The 18,609-nt window shown below is 70.9% G+C and carries 6 protein-coding genes and 1 pseudogene; 2 read left to right on the top strand and 5 right to left on the bottom strand.

Translation table 11 applies throughout. From position 1 onward, the window contains the following. Position 1: 1 nt before the first annotated feature. Positions 2 to 9,815, bottom strand: a pseudogene (locus tag BSIN_RS12160) (amino acid adenylation domain-containing protein). Positions 9,816 to 9,830: 15 nt separating this feature from the next. On the opposite strand from BSIN_RS12160, the gene BSIN_RS25350 reads away from it, so the two are divergent. Both BSIN_RS25350 and BSIN_RS12155 read left to right on the top strand, forming a co-directional pair. After that, the gene (locus BSIN_RS25350) at positions 9,831 to 10,148 is read left to right on the top strand and encodes a hypothetical protein (RefSeq protein ID WP_143757424.1); all 318 of its coding nucleotides are present in this window, start codon (positions 9,831 to 9,833) and stop codon (positions 10,146 to 10,148) included. 313 nt (positions 10,149 to 10,461) lie between these two features. Beyond that, a complete protein-coding gene (locus BSIN_RS12155; RefSeq protein WP_089340690.1) occupies positions 10,462 to 12,210 on the top strand; it encodes a cyclic peptide export ABC transporter in 1,749 nt (582 codons plus the stop codon). Positions 12,211 to 12,378: 168 nt separating this feature from the next. On the opposite strand, the gene BSIN_RS12150 is transcribed toward BSIN_RS12155, so the two are convergent. From BSIN_RS12150 to fhuB, 4 genes are all read right to left on the bottom strand, one after another. Next, complete coding sequence (locus BSIN_RS12150) at positions 12,379 to 14,361, bottom strand: VWD domain-containing protein (protein ID WP_143757423.1); 1,983 nt, start codon at positions 14,359 to 14,361, stop codon at positions 12,379 to 12,381. A 680-nt stretch (positions 14,362 to 15,041) separates the two neighbouring features. Continuing rightward, positions 15,042 to 16,085, bottom strand: a complete 1,044-nt coding sequence (locus BSIN_RS12145; protein WP_369828179.1) for an ABC transporter substrate-binding protein — start codon at positions 16,083 to 16,085, stop codon at positions 15,042 to 15,044. A gap of 74 nt (positions 16,086 to 16,159) precedes the next feature. After that, a complete protein-coding gene (fhuF, locus tag BSIN_RS12140; protein WP_059518304.1) occupies positions 16,160 to 16,966 on the bottom strand; it encodes a siderophore-iron reductase FhuF in 807 nt (268 codons plus the stop codon). Continuing rightward, on the bottom strand, positions 16,966 to 18,609 hold a 1,644-nt coding region (gene fhuB, locus BSIN_RS12135; RefSeq protein WP_089340688.1), incomplete at its 5' end, for a Fe(3+)-hydroxamate ABC transporter permease FhuB. The genes fhuF and fhuB, both read right to left, overlap by 1 nt.

Below are 18,609 nucleotides of genomic sequence, written 5' to 3'. Positions count from 1 at the left end.
CTTATTGGGTTTCAAGCTCGCCAAGCAATGCGTCGATCGCGCTCGCGGCGTCGCGCCCGTGGTTCGCGTCGCGGGCGCGGTCGATCGCCGCCGCGCAACGCGCGAGCGTGCGCTCGTCGAAGATCGTGCGCAGCGGCAGCGTCAGCGCCCATTGCAGGTTCGCCTGCGCGTTCGCTTGCGCGGCGAGCAGCGAATGGCCGCCGAGCGCGAAGAAATCGTCGTCGCGGCCGATCTCGCGCACGCGCAGCACGCGCTGCCAGATCGCCGCGAGCGCGCGCTCGGTATCGGTGCGCGGCACGTCGGCCGGCCGCGCGTCGAACACCGGCTCGGGCAGCGCGCGGCGGTCGCATTTGCCGTTCGGCGTGACGGGCAGCGCGTCGAGCGCGACGAGCCGCGCGGGCACCATGTACGCGGGCAATTGCGCGCGCAGTTGCTCGAGCAGCGCGGCTTCGTCGAACGCGGCCGGCACGGCGCACACGACATAGCCGATCAGCCGCTCGTCGCGCACGATCACGACCGCATCGCGCACCTGCGCCGCCGCGCGCAGCCGGGCTTCGATCTCGCCAAGCTCGATGCGCTGGCCGCGCAGCTTCACCTGCGTGTCGATCCGGCCGAGATAGTCGAGCGCGCCGTCGGCGAGCCGGCGCACGAGGTCGCCGGTCCGGTAAAGGCGCGCGCCGGCGTGCTGCGGATCGGGCACGAAGCGGTCGGCCGTCAGCGCCGCGCGGCCGAGATAGCCCCGCGCGAGCCCCGCGCCGCCCAGATACAGCTCGCCCGTCGCGCCGAGCGGCGCCGGATGGAGCGCGGCGTCGAGCACGTGCAGTTGCACGTTCGCGATCGGATGGCCGATCGGCACCGAGCCCGCGCGCGCATCGTCGTCCGTGCAGGTCCAATGCGATACGCCGATCGCCGATTCGGTCGGCCCATATGAGTTGTGAAGCCGCACGTGCGGCAGCCGCGCGGTCACGCGCGCGACCAGCTCGGGCGCAAGCGCCTCGCCGCCCGCGAAGATCGTCTTGACGCTCGCGCAGCGCGCGGCAGCGCCGGCCGCGGCGAAATCGTCGAGATACGCGACGAACGCGGCGAGCATCGACGGCACGAAATGCAGCGTCGTCACGCGATGCGCGTGAATCGCGTCGACCAGCCGGGCGGGATCGCGATGGTCCGCGGGCGCGGCGATCGCGAGCGTCGCGCCGACCGCGAGCGGCCACACCGATTCCCACACCGACACGTCGAAGCCGAACGGCGCCTTGTGCAGCACGACGTCGTCGCATGCGAGCGGCGACGCATCCTGTGTCCACGCAATCCAGTTCGCGAGCGCGCCGTGCGTGTTGCCGGCGCCCTTGGGCTGGCCGGTCGAGCCGGACGTGTAGAGCAGATACGCGAGTTGATCGGGCGATACGTCGGCGCGCCGCGGCGGCAGGCCGGCGGCCGGATGCGCGAGCAGCGCGTCGAGCGTGAAGACGGCGGCTTCGCTGTCCGCGCACGCCGTATCGATACGCGAACGCCATTGCGCCTGCGTGATGACGACGGGCGGCTTCGCGTCGCCGAGCAGGTACGCGATCCGTTCGTCGGGATAGTCGGGATCGATGGGCAGATACGCGGCGCCCGCCTTCAGCGCGCCGAGCAGCGCGATCAGCATGTCGAACGAGCGCTCGGCGCACAGCGCGACGATCGAATCGGGCCGCACGCCGGATGCGCGCAGCGCCGCCGCCACGCGGCCCGACTGCTCGTCAAGCTCGGCATAGGTCAAGCGCCGGATCGCGCCGTCGCCGCCGGCCATTTCGAGCGCGACCGCGTCGGGCCGCGCGCGAGCCGCCGCCTCGAATTGCTCGTGCAGCGGTGCGCGCCGCGCGTCGGGCCAGCTCACGCCGGTCGCATTGCAGCGTGCGATCAGCGCGAGATCGTCCGCTTGCGCGCACGAGATCGTGCCGAGCGGCGCGTCCGGGTCCGCGATCAGGCCGTCGATGCAGGCGGCGAACGCGCGGTGCAGCGCCCGCACGCGCGCGCCGCTGATTCGCTGCGGATCGTAGCCGTAATCGATCGATAGCGTATCGCCGGCCTCGATGCCGAGCGTCACCGCGAAATCGGTCGCCTCGATGTTGCGCAGCGCGCGCATTTGCAGCGCGCGCGGATCGCGCCCCTGCCACGCTTCGTCGACCGGGTAGTTTTCGAACACGATCAACGTGTCGAACAGCGCGCCGCCCATTCCCGCCCACTGCTGGATCTCGTAAAGCGGCGTATGCGCATGCTCGAGCGCGGCCGCGTTGTCGCGTTGCAGGCCGGCAAGCCACCCGCGCGCGGCAAGCTGCGGCGACGGCGCGGTGATCACCGGCACCGTGTTGATGTAGAGGCCGAGCACCTTGTCGGCGTCGGGCAGCGCGTGCGGCCGCCCCGCGACCGTCGCGCCGAACGCAACGGCCGTGCGATGCGTGACGCGCTGCAATGCGAGCGCCCATGCGCCCTGCACGATCGTATTGACGGTCACTTGCAAACGCCGCGCGGCATCGGCCACGCGTGCGGTGTCGGCGGCGGACCATGCCGCGCGCCAGTTTGCACGGCTCGGCGCCGCGTGGGCTGCTTGGGCCGCTTGGGCCGCTTGGCCCGCGTCGCCGGCCGCGGCGCTCTCGCGCTCGGCCACGCGGGTCGGCTCGTCGAGCCGCGCGAGGCGCTCGAGCCAAAACGCGCGATCCGCATCGGCATCGCGCCGCGCGAGCCACGCGATGAAATCGCGATAGCGCTCGCGCGCCGGCGCGGCAAACGGGTTCGCGCGCGGCGGCTCGATATAGTCGCGCAGCACCTGCGCGAACAGGCTCGCCGTGCTCCAACCGTCGAGCAGCAAATGATGGCGGGTCCAGACGAGCCGCCATTCGACCTCGCCGGTGCGAATCAGCGTGACGCGCATCAGCGGCGGCGCGGCGAGATCGAAACCGCGCGCGCGGTCGCCGGCCAGCCACGTGTCGAGCGCGGCATCCAGGCTCGCGGCGTCCGGATGCGCGCCGCGCCAGTCGATCAGCTCGACCGGCATGCGCGCCTGCCGGTGGACGATCTGCATCGGCTTGGCCTCGTGCGCGGCGAAACCGGTGCGCAGGATGTCGTGACGCGGCACCGCCGCGTCGAATGCGGCACGCAGCCGCTCGACGTCCGGCTCGACGAGCGTCGCGACGAGCTGGTTCACATAGGTCGCGCGCTCCGGCGCGAGCAGCGTATGGAACAGAATCCCCTGCTGCATCGGCGACAGCGGATAGATATCGTCGATGGCGCGCGCGTCGAACGGCAGCCGGTCCAGCGCCGCCTGCGTGAGCCCGGCCGCCTGCGCGAGCGGATAATCGCCCGGCGTCGCGCCCGCGCCGCGCTCGGCCACGCGCGCGGCGCACGCCGCCGCCAGTTCGCGCAGCGCCGCGTCGAACTGCGCGGCGAGCGCTTCGATCGTCGCGCGCTCGAACTGCGTCGCGCCGTACACCCAATGCACTTTCAGCGCGCGTGCGTCATGCGCGTCGACATACGCGTGAATCGCGAGCGCATTGCCGAGCGGGCCGGCCGGATCGCGCTCGCATCCTGCGCCGCCGAAGCGCGGCACGAGTACGGCGTCGCGCGGCGCGTCGAACTGGCCGAGATAGTTGAACGTCACGCGCGGGCGCGGCACCTCGGCGAGCGCAGCGCGCGCCGCGTCGTCGCCGTAATGGCGCAGCACGCCGAAGCCGAGCCCCTTGTTCGGCACCGCGCGCAGCGTGTCCTTCACGCCCGCCAGCGTCGCTTCGGGCGTCGCGCCGACCGCGAACGCCACCGGATAATGGCTCGTCAGCCAGCCGAGCGTGCGGCTCGCATCGATATCGTCGAACAGCGGCTCGCGGCCGTGCCCTTCGAGTTCGAGCCGGCACGACGCCGCGCCGGTGTGGCGTCCGAGCGCGGCGGCAAGCGCCGCGATCAGCAACTCGACCGCGTGAGTGCGATACGCGGCGTTCGCGTCGGTCAGCACGTCGCGCGTGAGCGCCGCGTCGATGGTTTGGATCACCACGGCGGCGTCGGCGTTCGTCGCCGCCGCGCCGGGCTGGTCGAGCCGGAGATCGTCGCACGGACCGGCGAGCGCGCGCCAGTAAGGCAACTCGGCCGCGAACGGGCCCGCGCGATCGCGGGCCGCGCGCGCGAGCCGCGCCGCCCAGCCGCACCGGCCGGCGCTCGCAGGCGGCACGGTACGCGGCGTCGAGATCGTCGAGCAGCAGCCGCCACGACACGCCATCGACAATCAGATGATGGATCGCCAGATAAAGCTTGGTCGCGCCGCCGGGCAGCGCGGCCGCGAACGCGCATGCAAGGGGGCCGTGCGTCACGTCGAGCGTGCGTTGCAGCGCGTCGAACTGGGCGAGCGCGTCGGCCTCGTCGCGCGCGGCGGCCGCCGCGAGCGGCAGCGAATCGAATGCGCGCGGCGCGTCGGCGCACAGCCAGGCGCCGTTCGCGCCGGCCGGCGCGAAACGCTGCCGGAACACCGGATGCTGGGTCAGCACGGCGTCGAACGCGCGCGCGAACGCGTCGAAATCGAACGCGCCGGCGACGTCGAGTTCGATCGACTGGTTCCAGTGGCCGCGCCGCGGGATATCCAGCGCGAAAAAGCGCAGCTGCGCGGGCGTGAGCCCGTTCTCCCGCGCGGGCTCGCCGGCGGGCCGTCCGGCGGCGGCCGCGTCGGCCTGCGCCGCCGCGCCGTGCTTCGGCACGGCGGCCGGATCGATCGAGGTGGCCACGCGCGCAAGCTGCGCGAGCGTCGGCGCATCGAACAATTGTTTCGGCGTGAATTTGACGCCGCGTTTGCGCGAGCGCGCGATCACCTGCAACACCAGAATCGAATCGCCGCCCAATTCGAAGAAATTGTCGTGGCGTCCGACGCGCGGCGCTTTCAGCACGTCGCGCCAAACGGCCGCGAGCACGGCCTCCCGCTCGTCCTGCGGCGCATCGGCGTCGTGCGCGCCGGCGGCGGGAATCGCGGCCGGCGCATGCGCGAGCGCGCGCAGCGCCGCGCGATCGACCTTGCCGTTCGCGGTCACGGGCAGCGTCGCGAGCACGACGATCGCGGCGGGCACCATGTAATCCGGCAGGCGCGCGGCCAGCGCGTCGCGCAGCGCGGCGCCGTCGAGCCGCGCGCCGGCTGCGGGCGTCGCGAATCCAACCAGGCGCAGCCGCGCGTCATGCTCGACGGCCAGCGCCTCGGCCTGCGCGACGCCGTCAAGCGCGCGCAACGCGGCGCTCACCTCGCCCGGCTCGACGCGATAGCCGCGAATCTTCACCTGATCGTCGAGCCTTCCAAGAAAATCGATCCGGCCGTCCGCCCGCAGCCGCACGCGGTCGCCGGTTCGGTAGACGCGCCCGCCCGCGCCGTGCGGATGCGGCACGAAGCGCTCGGCGCTCGCCGCCGCGCGCTGCCAATAGCCGCGCGCCACGCCCGGGCCGCCCAGATACAGCTCGCCGATCGCGCCGACCGGCACGCTCGCGCCATGCGCGTCGAGCACGCAAGCGTGCACGTTCGGCAGCGGCCGCCCGAGCGGCACGTTGCGCGCGGAGCCGCCGGCGGCGGCAGCCGTGCGCAGTGCCGCCTGCGCCGGCGCGGACGTGTCGCACACGAGCGCGCCGACGCTCGCCTCGGTCGGCCCATAGTGATTGATCACGCGGCAGCCGGGCTTGAGCGCGGCGATCCGCTCGACGAGCGCCCACGGCAGCGCCTCGCCGCCCACGACGAGCGCGTGCGCGGGCAGCACGTCGGCGGCGCGCTGCGCATCGAGCAGCGCGTGCAGATGGCTCGGCACGATTTTCAGCACGCCGACGGCGCGCGTCGCCATTTCGTGCGCGAAGCGGTCCGGATCGAACGCCGCTTGCGCGGGCAGCAGATGCAACGTGCGGCCCGAGCACAGCGCGCCGAACAGCGTCGTGTGTCCGAGATCGGCCGCCACCGTCGACACCATCGCCATCGACGCGCCGGGCGCGAACGCCAGCTCGTCGAGCATGCCCGCCACGTAATCGGCAAGCGCGCGGTGCGAGACGACGACGCCCTTGGGCTCGCCGGTCGAGCCGGACGTGAAGATCAGGTACGCGGCCTGCTCCGGATGCGGCGATACGCGCGGCGCGGCGTCATGCGCGAGCGACGCGTCATGCGCGCATGCGTCGACGTCGAAGAGCGCGATGCCGCCGAAGCCGTCCAAACCACCGGGCGCGCCGGATTCGCCCGCCACGAACATTCGCTGCGCGCCGCACGCGGCGAGCGCCGCGGCGATCCGCTCACGCGGCGATGCCGGATCGAGCGGTACCGCGCACGCACCGGCCTTCAGCACGCCGACGAGCGCGACGACGAAGCGCGCCGAGCGCTCGACGCAGATCGCAACGGGCGTCTCCGCGCGCGCGCCGTCGCGGCGCAGCGCGAGCGCGACGCGGTTGGACGCGTCGTCCAGCTCGGCGAACGTGAGCTGCGTGCCGGCGTCGGCGAGCGCGATCCGGTGCGGATGCTCGGCCGCCGCCCGCGCGAACGGCGCGAGCACGTCGGAGTCGGTCGCAAGCGGCCGGCCGGCGAGCCACGCGTGCGACGCGGCGCCGCTCGTCCCCGCCATCGCCACCGCCAGTTCGACGATCGCGCGGCTTGGATCGCGCACCGCGTCGTCGACCAGCGCCGCGATGCTGTCGAGCCACGCGTGCGCGGTGGCATCGTCGAGCGCGTCGCGCGCATACGCGGCGACGAATTCGATGCCGCGCGGATCGTCGGTGAAATCGAGCGCGAAATCGAAGCGCGCGGCCGGATCGAGCCCCGGCGCCATGCGCACTTGCGCGTCCGGCAGCGTGCACGACAATTCGAGGTCGAACTGCTGCGCGAACTTCACGCGCAGCCACTCGTCGCCGCGCCGCACGGGCGGCTTCACCGCATCGACGACCTGGTCGAACGGCACGTCCTGATGGGCGAACGCGCCGAACGCCGCGTCGCGCACCGACGCAGCCAGCGATTCGAACGACTGCGCGGGCGATACACGGGCGCGCAACGCAAGCGTGTTCAGAAACAGACCGACGAGCGGCGCCGTTTCCGCCCGCGCGCGTTGCGCGATCGGCGCGGCGACGACGAGATCCCGCTCGCCCGTCAAGCGGAACAGCCACGCATCGAATGCGGCGAGCAGCACGGTAAACGGCGAAGCATGCAGCCGCCGCGCGAGTTCGCGGACTGCGCCGGACGCGCCGGCCGACAGGCGCCGCGCGATCCGGCCGCCGCGGTAATCGCGCTCGGCGGCGCGCGGCCGGTCGAGCGGCAGCGCGAGCGGCGCCGGCGCATCGGCGAGCGCGCCGCGCCAATACGCGAGCTGGCGCGCGGTCTCGCGCGCGTCCAGCGCATCGCGCTGCCACTGCGCGTAATCCGCATACTGGATCGGCAACGCGGGCAGCTCCGGCTCGCGGTCCTCGGCCCATGCCGCATATGCGCGGGTCAGTTCGTCGAACGCGCAACGCGAACTCCAGCCGTCGCTCACCGCATGGTGGGCCGTCAGTAGGAAACGCTGCGCGCCATCGGCAAGCGTGACGAGCAGCGCGCGCACGAGCGGGCCTTCGGATAGATCGAACGGCGCGCTTGCATGATGCTCGGTCAACGCGTCGAGCCGCTCGCCGCGCGCTGGCTCGCCGCGCAGATCCGCCGTGGCGAGCCGCACCGGCAGCGCCGCGTGAATCCGCTGCATGACGACGCCGTCGTCGTTTTCGGCGAGCGTCGTGCGCCACGCTTCATGGCGGGCGATCAGCGTATCGAGCGCGCGCTGCAGCGTAGCGGGCGCGAGCGCCCCATCCACGTCCCAGTGGAACGACACGTGATAAGCGGCACCCGCATCCTGCGTGCGCGCGAGCACCCAGAAACGCTGTTGCGCGAACGACGCCGGGCGCTCGACAAAGCCCGCCGCGCCGGCCGCGGCGGGACGCGCCGCCGCCGCGATCATCGCGGGCGGCGCACTCGCGAGCGGCTCGGCGCGTTCGAGCCGTGCGGCGAATTCGGCGAGCGGCACGTCGTCGAAAATCGCGTCGAGCCGCAATTCGACGCGCCATTCGAGCCGGATTGCCGTCTGCAATTGCATCGCGGCGAGCGAATCGCCGCCGCGGGCGAAGAAGCGCTCGGCGCGGCCGAGCGGCGCGCGATCGTTCAACACGCGCTGCCACAGCGCGGCGAGCCGGCGCTCGGCATCGGTGCGCGGCGCGTCATAATCGGCGGCGGCCTCGGCGGGCTGCGCCGCGATCGCATCGCGCAGCGCCGCGCGATCCAGTTTGCCGTTCAGCGTGTACGGCAGCTTGTCGAAATACGCGAACCGGTGTGGCAGCCATGCCGCAGGCAAATGGGCGGCGAGATGCGCGCGCAGCGCGTCGTCGTCGAGCGCGACGCCGTCGCGGGCAGGCGGCGCGCTCGCGCCATCGGCCGCAACGACGCACGCAATCAACCGCGTGCGGCCGCCGGCCGTTTCGGCAAGCACGCCCGCATCGCGCACGCCCGGATATGTGAGCAGGCACGCGGCAATCTCGCCCGGCTCGACCCGCACGCCGCGCACCTGAACCTGATCGTCGATGCGGCCCAGGTAGTCGAACGATCCGTCGGCGCGCTCGGCCGCGAGATCGCCTGTCCGGTAGATCCGCGCGCCGGGCTCGCCCGCCGGGTCCGGCAAGAAGCGCTCGGCGGTGAGCGCCGCGCGGCCGTGATAGCCGCGCGCGAGGCAGACGCCGCCGAGCAGCAGCTCGCCCGCTTCGCCGCGTGCGGCCGGTGCGCCGGCCGCGCCGTCCTGTGCGGCCACCCGCGCGACGCGCGGACCGATCGGCCAGCCGATCGGCAGCGACGCGTAGCCGTTGGCGGCGTCGAGCGCGGGCGTCGCACCCGGATCGAGCGGCCACAGCATCGGCGAGATCACGGCTTCGGTCGGCCCATAGCCGTTGACGAGCCGAATCGACGCAAATACGGTGCGAATCTCGTCGAACGCGCTTTGCGGCATGGCCTCGCCGCCGAACAGCAGCACGCGCAGCGACGGCGGCACGCCGTCGCGCGCGCACACCGCCGCGAACTCGCGCAGATACGCGGGCGGCAGCGTCGTGTTCGTCACGCGCTCGCGCGTGATCAGCGCATGCGCGGCATCGGGTGTAAACGGCGGCGGATCGCTGATCACCACGCTGGCGCCGACGGCGAGCGGCACGAGCCACGCCTCGATCGCGACGTCGAAGTTCACCGATGCGAAATGCAGCACGCGGTCGCCGGGGCCGATCGGCAGCGACTCGGCAAGCGCGTCGCCATGCGCGGCAAGCGGGCCGTGCTCGACCACCACCGCTTTGGGCGTGCCCGTCGAGCCGGACGTATAGATCATGTACGCGGCCGCGCGCGGGTGGACCGCGTCGTCGCCGTATACGCGCGGCGCGGATGGCTCCGGATGCGCGGCGCTCGCCACGTCGAAGCACTGCGCGAAACGCGCGCGCATCGCGGCGTCGGCCGATGCGTCGACGATCCCGTGCGCGAGCCCGGCGTCACGCACGATCCAGTCGAGCCGCGCGGCCGGGTGACGCGGATCGAGCGCGACGAACACGCCGCCTGCCTTCATCACGGCGAGCAGCGCGACGAACAGGTCGCACGAGCGCGCGACGCATACACCGACCCGCACTTCCGTGGTCACGCCCGCTTCGCGTAATCGGGCGGCGAGGCGCGCCGCGCGCTCGTCGAGTTCACCGCGCGACAGGCGCACGGTGTCGGGCGCAAACGACGCGAGCGCGGGCGCGTCGGGCGCAAGCCGCGCGAGTGCGCGGATTCGTTGATGCAGCGCAGTCGGAAAGCTCTTCATAGGGCGTGAAGTCCGTTGGCACTGGCCGGTTCGGCCGGTTCGTTCATGTCGCCGGCCGCGATCGGGCCGCTTCAACTGCAAGACGAACCGCGCGCCCTTTTTTTTAATCGACCTTTCGCTCTTTTTGTTCTGTCTGCTTTTTTTGATGCGGCTGTCGGGCGTTTTTCGGGGGCGTTTGTTTGCGTCGCGTGCCCGTTTCGGTTGTCCTTTTCGCTCCGCTTGCGCCATTTGCTCCATGCAGCGCTGGCTCCAGCCCCGTTTGTGCCGCAAGAATGCGGGCTTGCGCAGGCCGCCGGCCGCGCGTCATTGCTCAAAATGGACGCCACGCGCTGATGACATGAGCAAACGCAAAACCCAAACGCCCGCGCGCCGACGCTGCCCGCGCTCGGCCGGCATCCGGTGCGCATCGCGTCGAAATTGGTGCGGGATCGCCGCGAAACCCATGCCATCCCCCGCCGGCCCGCCCAGCCCAGCGAATCGCCGGCGACAGCCGCCGCGTCCCCGCATGCCCCCAAACGGCGCTCCGCCTGAGTAAAGATTCCGCGCGCCCGTTCGTCTAAACGATCGAAGGGCGTTGCATGCGCCTTGCCGTCCGCTTCGCCGCGCCGAAGCGCCGTCTTCGATTTCTCTTGATCCGTACCTGCCGATGACCGACGCCATCGGGCGCCTCGACGCCCCGCCCTCGACCGATTCCCCCGCCGCGCCGAAGCACGCGCGGCGCCTGATCCTCGCGCTGCTGCAGCGCTCGCGCGGCGCGTTCGCGCTCGCGCTCGTCGCATGCGTGCTCAACGGCGCGTCGAGCGTGCTGCTCGTCGCCACGTTGAGCCGCGCGCTGTCGCAGCCTGGCGCGGCCGACGCCTCGCTCGCGTGGCGCTTCGGCCTCTGCGCGGTCGTCGCGCTCGTCACGCGGATCGTCACCGGCGTGCTGTTCGCGCGGCTGTCGCAGGACACCATGGCGCAACTGCGCGAGCACGTCGCGCGGCGCGTCGCGGCGGCCGAGTTGCAGGACGTCGAGCGGATCGGCGCGGCGCCCGTCCAATCGGTGCTGACCGACGACGCCACCAACGTGTCGATGCTGTTTTTCGCGCTGCCGAATCTCGTGATGCACGGCTCGATCGTATTCGGCTGCCTCGGCTACCTCGCGTGGCTGTCGTGGCCCGTCTGCCTGCTCGCGGTGGCGGCGATCCTGACCGGCTCGCTCGGCTATCACGCGGGCGACAAGCGCGCGATCGCATGGCTCGAGGATGCGGGCCGCGCGCAGGACAAACTGTTCGGCTACCTCGGCGCGCTGTTCTCCGGCGCGAAGGAACTGAAGCTGCATCAGGCGCGCTCGCGCCAGTTCGTCGACGGGCAGCTCGGCGCCGCGATCGCCGAAGTGCGCGACCATCGCCGCCGCGCGTTCAGCGCGTATGCGGTCGGCGTCGGCTGGATCGTGTTCCTGTTCTATGTGTTTCTCGGCGTCGCGTCGTTCTGGCCCGCGCTCGGCGTACGCGGCGACGCGGGCGCCGCGTCCGGCTACGTGGTCGTGTTCCTGTTCATGCTGCTGCCGCTCGACGGGCTGTTGAACAACGTGCCGACACTGAACGCGGCGCGCGTGTCGCTCGAGCGCATCGAGAAGCTGATGGCGCAATTCGGCGCGCTGCGCACCGCGCCGGCGCCGGACGAAAGCGCGGCGCATGCGCCGTTTCGCACGCTCGCGCTGCGCGGCGTCACCCATTCGTATTTCCACGAGCGCGACGAGCGGATGTTCCGCGTCGGTCCGATCGATCTGACGCTGAAGCCCGGCGAACTGGTGTTCATCGTCGGCGGCAACGGCAGCGGCAAGACCACGCTTGCAAAGGTGCTCACGGGGCTCTACGAGCCCGAAGGCGGGGTCATCGAACTCGATGGCAAGCCGGTGGGCCTCGTCGAGCGCGCCGCGTACCGCGAGCGCTTCTCGGCCGTGTTCAACGATTTCCACCTGTTCGACGCGCTGCTGGGCATCGTCGACCCGAGCGACGCGGCGCGCGCGCAGGCCGATGCGCGCGCGAACGCGCTCGTCGCCAAGCTTGCGCTCGATCACAAGGTCAAGGTCGTCGACGGCGCGTTTTCGACCCGCGCGCTGTCCACCGGGCAGCGCAAGCGGCTTGCGCTCGTCGTTGCCTATCTCGAGGATCGGCCGCTCTACCTGTTCGACGAATGGGCCGCGGACCAGGACCCGGCGTTCAAGGCGGTGTTCTACGAGCAATTGCTGCCGGAGCTGCGCGCACGCGGCAAGACAGTGATCGTGATCAGCCACGACGACCGCTATTTCCCGACCGCCGACCGCGTGCTGAAGCTCGACAACGGACGCATCGTCAGCGAGACGCGCGGCCCGGCACACGCCGCGGCGCTCGCGAACGGGACCAGCGGATAATCGCGACGGGTGCGCGGGTGCGTGCGGGCCGCCGATGCGCTACCCGATTTCGCGCGCCGGCGCGCGCCGCTCGATATGCCGCCCGGCTCCGAACACCGGCGCGTATGGGCCGCCCGATACCGCGCACTGGCGGCCCATCTCGCCCCCTGCCGCGCACATCTACCGCCCCTACATCTTCGAGCCGTCTTCTTTGCAGCCGTCGGCATTGCCGTCATCGCGCCGGCAGCCGCCCGTGCCCTTGCCGTCGTCGCCGACGGCATCGCCGAGCGCGACCGGATCGGGCATGGCCGCGAACACCCTGGCCGCGTCGCTATTGCCAATCACCGCGACATCGAGCGTGCAAGCGTCCTGCAGCGGGCCCTGCCTGACGCCGGCTTGCACGCAGACCGCGCGCGTGCGCTTGGCCAGGTCCGCCGGCAGATCCCGCGCAAAGAACGGCCGCCTCGGCACGCTGCGCTCGATCCGGGTTCCCCCGCACGCGGACAGCATCGAGTCGTTCGCGGGCACGCGCCAGCTTTCGGCAAAGCGGCCGTAAAGCGCGTCATGCGAGAACGGGCTCATCAGCATCTCGCCGCTTCGCGTCTCGATCGAGCGAACCCCGCCCGCGCCGTTGGCCAGCAGACCGCGAACGTTGCCAGGCCAGCGCCCGAGCCCAACGGAAACGTCGATATAGCTGGTGTTGTTCACCGCGCGGATGCTGTCGCCGCTTGGGCCGCGCACGATGTATACGTTTCCGTCGACCAGAATCTGGCCGCCGCCGGGAAGCAGCGTTGCCCGCTTCTCGACCATACGCGCCTGCCTGCCGTTGATCACGACGCGCGGCGGCGCCAGACAGATCGCGACGCGGCTTTTCCCCGCCCGCACCGCGACGGCCTTGTTGACCGTCGCGTTCGGCCAGCTCGGTGCGCCCGACACCTGGCGCGTCTGTACCGCGAAGTCCGGGCCGGTCTCGGCCAGCAGGAAGTCGCCCGCGGCCTGGAAGTCGTACAGCAAGCCGCCGAAGGTTGTCAGATGCGTGTCGCCGATCGTGGTGGCCGCCGCGCAGTTCGACGGCGAACCGCCCGCGCTGCTGGCGGCGAAGATGACCGCCGGCCCCGGCGCCGACGCGGCGGGCGGGCTCGGGCCGAAGCTCAGATTGTTGGTCTCGGCGGTAAAGCCCTGTGCAACGCAGGCCGGAGCGCTCGTGTTGCCGTTGATGACGCGGGTGCGCGCGACAAGCGTGGTGCCCGCGCCGAAATTGACCTGCGACGAGCAGCAATCGCCGAAGATGCCGAACTCGGCGGTATTCCACTGCTGACTCAGGCTGACCACGCTATCGGCCGCCGTCGCCGTGGCGGTGCCGCCCGGCGACGTGAGCACGACGGTATCGGTCGTGGCCGAGGCCGTGCCGGTCAACGTGGTTCCCTGCAATTGCGCGCCGCTTATCGCGGGCGCGGGCGTGCTGGCCGAGTTGAACCAGCAGCTGTTGCCGGACTGAATCCAGGGCCCCGCCGGGCAAGTGGCCCCGTAATTGATCAGCCAATACTCCATGAAGATGCACGGGCCGCCGCACTGATTCTGCGAATAGATGAACTGCTGCCAGCCGATGCAGCCGGCCACGCCGTTACACGCAGGCGTCGAGAAAAATTGGCTGTTGATCTGCAACGTGAACGCATTTGCGGCATTCGCGTTGCCGCCCCACGGCCCGGAGACGGTGACGCTCGACGGCGTGACGCTGTCGAAACTGCCGATGGCCGTGTTGATCTTCGGCCCGGACACCTGGGCCGAGATATCGTTGCCGTTGCCGACGAGGTTCGGCCGAGGCCCCGAAGCCGGCGGATTCTGGAATTTCGACGGTTCGCCGCAACGCACTTCCTGCCATTCGAGGCTTGGATAGGCGCCTTGAAAGCAGCCTTTCTTCGGCACCGGCCTTTGCGACATCGATTTTTGCCATGCTTGCCGCTTCTGCTGCTCGTCCTGGCTCATCAGCGCTTGCTCTCCGGCGACGGCTTCCGGCAGCGGCGCGGCCGCCGCCGAGGCCGCCGAGGCCGGCGGGGGCGGTTGCTGGGCGGACACGTCGACGGACAACAACACGGCTGAAGCGACGCATCCCGCGGCCCAGATTCCCAAGGCCCGGATGCCGCGCACCGATGAAGAGAAAAAGGATTGCATGATCGCCCTCCAAAACGCGGATCGCGCACGCCGGGAATATCGATATTTTTTATGAATTGATAGGCGTGCCAGAAAAATATAGGCGTCTTTTTACATATCGCGAAAAAATCGGATTTAAAAAATACCGTTTTTTATTTTCGGAGGGTAGAGAAAATCACCAGCCAAGGTAAATCATGCGCGTTATTGTTGATATGTTTGCATCTTTGATGGGAATCATCAGAAGGAAATGGCCTGCCGATTCTGCCGCCGGCCGCCATGACAGGGTCCAACGCCGCGATGAGAAAAACGACGCCGCCTGACTCCGCCTATTCATGTGGCGGCCATCGCATCATGCATTCGAACTCTTCCGATTGATCAGACAATCGCCGCAAAACGGGAAATTCGAATTCCTACGATTTATAAAATCCCAACCGGACCCGGTCGGCCATTTTCGGACATTTATTTATTGAAAAATTCCGATAATTCCCAAACCCGTCAATGAGTGCTGGGCCTGCGATTTTCGCCGTATCGCGATTTAGAATCGTGTGATTGATTGAATATTGCCGATTAAGCTGTTTTTAGCATGGCCGGCGGGTTGTCCGCCGCCCCGTTGGACGCGTGCGGCGAATCGATCGACGGCTCACCCGCTCCATCCGCCGACCGTCGGCCGCACACCGGAACAAGCCCGTCGCGCCGCCGGCTCAACGCGGCGCGGGCGCGGACGCTTTCGGCAGTGCCAGCAGCCGCGCCGTGATCTCGTCCGCGAGCCGCAGCGCCGACATCGGCCCGCCGAACCCCCAGATATTGCGTTCGACGAGCGCCACCCGCCCCGCCCGCCGCGCCGGCACGAACCGCCAGATCTGCGAATCGAGCTTCGCGTCGAGCGGCACGCCCGGCGCGCTCGCGCTGACGAACAGCACCGCCAGATCCGGCTGCTTGAGTAAATCCTCCGATGTCACATAGACCGTGCCCTCCCGCGTCGGCTCGCCAGGCCAAGGGTCGAGCCCGAGCGCGCGCGCGATGCCCGCCGGCGCGCTGTTGCCGGTGAACGCCCAGTACCGGTCCGGCAGCCCCAATTCCTGCAACCATGCCACGCGCTCGCCGTCGCGCCCCGCTGCGGCAATCCGCTGCGCGTTGCGGGCGATGCCGGCATCGACGCGCGCGTTGAGCGCCTGTGCGTCGCGCTCACGGCCGGTCAAACAGCCGATCGTGCGCAAAATCGCGCGCGCCCAATCGAATTGCGTCACCTGCCGTCCGTCCTCGACGTAATTCGGGCTGTATTTGAACAGCACCGTCGGCGCGATCCGCGATAGCGCATCGAAAATCGGCGCGTGCCGCAGGCCGACGCCCAGGATCAAATCCGGCTTGGCCGCCGCGATCGCCTCGAGGCTGGGCTCCTGCCGCGTGCCGACATCCGGCACGCGCGCAAGCCGCGCATCGTCGTAACCGATCCAGACCGGGTAGTACGCGGGATCGGCCATGCCGGCCGGCGTGATGCCGAGCGCGGCGAGATCCTCCGCGAACATGAATTCGAGTACGACGATCCGTTTCGGCTTGACCGGTAGCGTCCGGCTGAACTGCGAGACAGTCGGATCGGCGGCGAGCGGCTGGCAGACCGGCGATGGCGGCGCGGCCGCCTGCGCGTGCGGCGCGAGCAGCGCCGCGCAGGCGGCGAATACCGCCACGGCGGCCGATGCGCGCACGAATCGTCGGCACGCGCGCCGCGTGCGGCATGCCATGTGCATATAGACATCCGCCGCCGCGCCGAGCCCGCCCGTCGGCCGCGCGAGCCACCGGCTCAATGGTGCGCCACGCACGTTCACCGCAGCGCCTCCTGCTTCGCCAGTTCGTCGTCGCCCATCGTCAGGAGCAGCGGACAGCTTCCACACAGTTGGTCTTCCCCGGGGATTTCGTTGCGCAGACAACATACGCGGCGCACGCGGAACGGATCGGGCAAGCGCGCCGAACCAGGCGTCACGCGCCGCACCGGCAAGCGCAGCGGGTTCGCTTCGCCGTGCGCGTCGAGCGCGCCGAACAGCCACGCGGCATCGGCCGCCGCACGCGGCACGTGCGCGCACTGTTCGAACAGATAGTCGAGCAAATTGCCCGCGTTGCTCCACAACACGCGCGGCGAGAGCTTCGCAAGCGTGCCGAGCGCGCCGATCGTCGCGCGCAGATGTTCGACGAGCGCCGCGTAGCGCGACGCGGGATCGGGCTGCGCCGGGCGCAGCGCGTCGGCGTCGAAAATCAGCGCGGCGGGCATCCCGTCGCGCAGCACGACGCGCATCCGCGACGGCGTCATGTCGAGCGTGCGGCCCAGCAGCAGCGCGGCGGCGAAACCCGCCGACGCCGCCAGCCCGAAGTAATACTTGCTCCATTGCGACAGCAACGCGCGCGCCTGCGCGCAAACGTCGCCGCCGTACAGCGCGGCCATCGCGCCAAGCAGCGCATCTCGCCGGCTCGCGAGCGCGTCCGGCGGAATCACGTCCGGTGCGCTGCCGCCGTGCGCCGCCAAGGCAGGCTCGTCGCACGCATCCGGCACGCCGAGCCACACATGTTCGAGATAGTGCGCGACCGGCGCCGGCGCGAACGCCGATAAACGTTGCGCATGCACCCGATGCGGCATCACCGGGCACCCCGCCGCTCGCGCCGCGCCTCGGCGATCAACAGCGCGAGCAGATACGGCGCGCCGATCAGCGCAGTGAGCACGCCAGCCGGAATCTCGCGCGGCGCGAGCAGCGTGCGCGCGGCGATGTCGGCCGCCGCGAGCACGAGCGCGCCGCACGCGGCGGCGACCCACAGGCGCGTCGCATGCGTGCGTGCGCCCAGCATCGCCGCGAGATGCGGCGCCATCAGTCCGATGAAGCCGATCGGGCCGACCGCCGCGACCGCCGCGCAGGCCGCGAGTGTCGCGATCGTCAGCACGAGCGGACGCAACAGCGCGATCGGCAGCCCCAGCGCGGCGGCCTGATCGTCGCCGAGCGCAAGCAGATCGAGCGGCTTGGCCAGCAACGCGAACGCCGGCAGCGCGAGCACGCACCACGGCAGCAATGCGGCAAGTTCGCCCCAGCTGCGGCCATACGTGCCGCCGACGAGCCAGACGACGAAGCGCGCAGGCTGCACGCTTTCCTGCGTAATCAGCCACTGCGCGAGCGTCGTCCACAGCGTGCCGAGCACGATGCCCGTCAGCGCGACGGCGATCGGCGCATAGCGATGCCGGCGGTTCAGCAGCAGCGTCAACGCGAGCGTCGCACCGCCGCCCGCAAGCGATGCGGCAACGAGCGTCGCATGCGCGGCGAGCGGCCACGCGACGAGCGCGGCGAGCGTCGCGAGCCCCGCGCCTTGCGTGACACCCAACACCTCGGGCCCCGCGAGCGGGTTGCGCACGACGCTCTGCATCAGCACGCCGGAAGCCGCGAGCAATCCGCCCGCCAGCAACGCGCAGATCAGGCGCGGCGCACGCAGCTCGACGAGCATGCGCGCGACCTCGTCGCGGCCGGCAAACGCCGCGAACCAGCGCGCGGGGCCAACCGACACCGGCCCGAACGACGCGCCCGCCACGACGATAAGCGCCGCCGCGATCAACGCGAGCGCGGCCAGCACGGGCGACGGCAGGGCTTTGAGCGCGCGCAATGCGCGCGCACCGCCGTCAGGCCGGGCCCGCCGCTCGTGCGTCAAATCGAGCGCGCCGGACCACGCCGCGCCGCGCCGGATCATCGCGAGCATCAGCGGCGTGCCGACGAACGCGACCGCCACCCCCGTCGACAGCGTTGAATCCAGACCGAGCGCGAGCACGGCGCTGTCGGTGGCGAGCACGAGCGCGCCGCCCGCGAGCGCGGCAAGCGGCACCAGCGCGCCGAGCTTGGCCGATTTGGCGCCGCGCATGCGCCGCAACAGATTCGGCGCGACGAGTCCGACATAGGACAGCGGGCCCGCGATGCTGACCGCCACACTCGCGAAGCCGACCGCAACGAGCGTGGCCGCCAGCCGCGTCGCGTCGACGCGCACGCCGGCCGCGGCCGCCGCGTCGTCGCCGAGCGCGAGCGGATCGAGCGGCCGGATCACGAGCGGCAGCGCCGCGAGCGGCGCCACGAGCCAGACGAGTGCATCGCGCAGTCCGGCCGCGCCCGGCTGGTACAGGCTGCCGCTCGCCCACAGCGACGCGCCGGTGACGGTTTGCTCGAAAAACGCGAGCAGCAGCGTCGTCATTGCCGAAAAAAGCAGCATGCAGACGCTGCCCGCGAGAATCAGCCGCAGCGGTGTCGCGCG

The organism is Burkholderia singularis (assembly GCF_900176645.1).
Lineage (GTDB): Bacteria > Pseudomonadota > Gammaproteobacteria > Burkholderiales > Burkholderiaceae > Burkholderia > Burkholderia singularis.
Note: the sequence above shows the minus strand (reverse complement) of the source record. Positions and strands in the feature narration are given on the sequence as shown.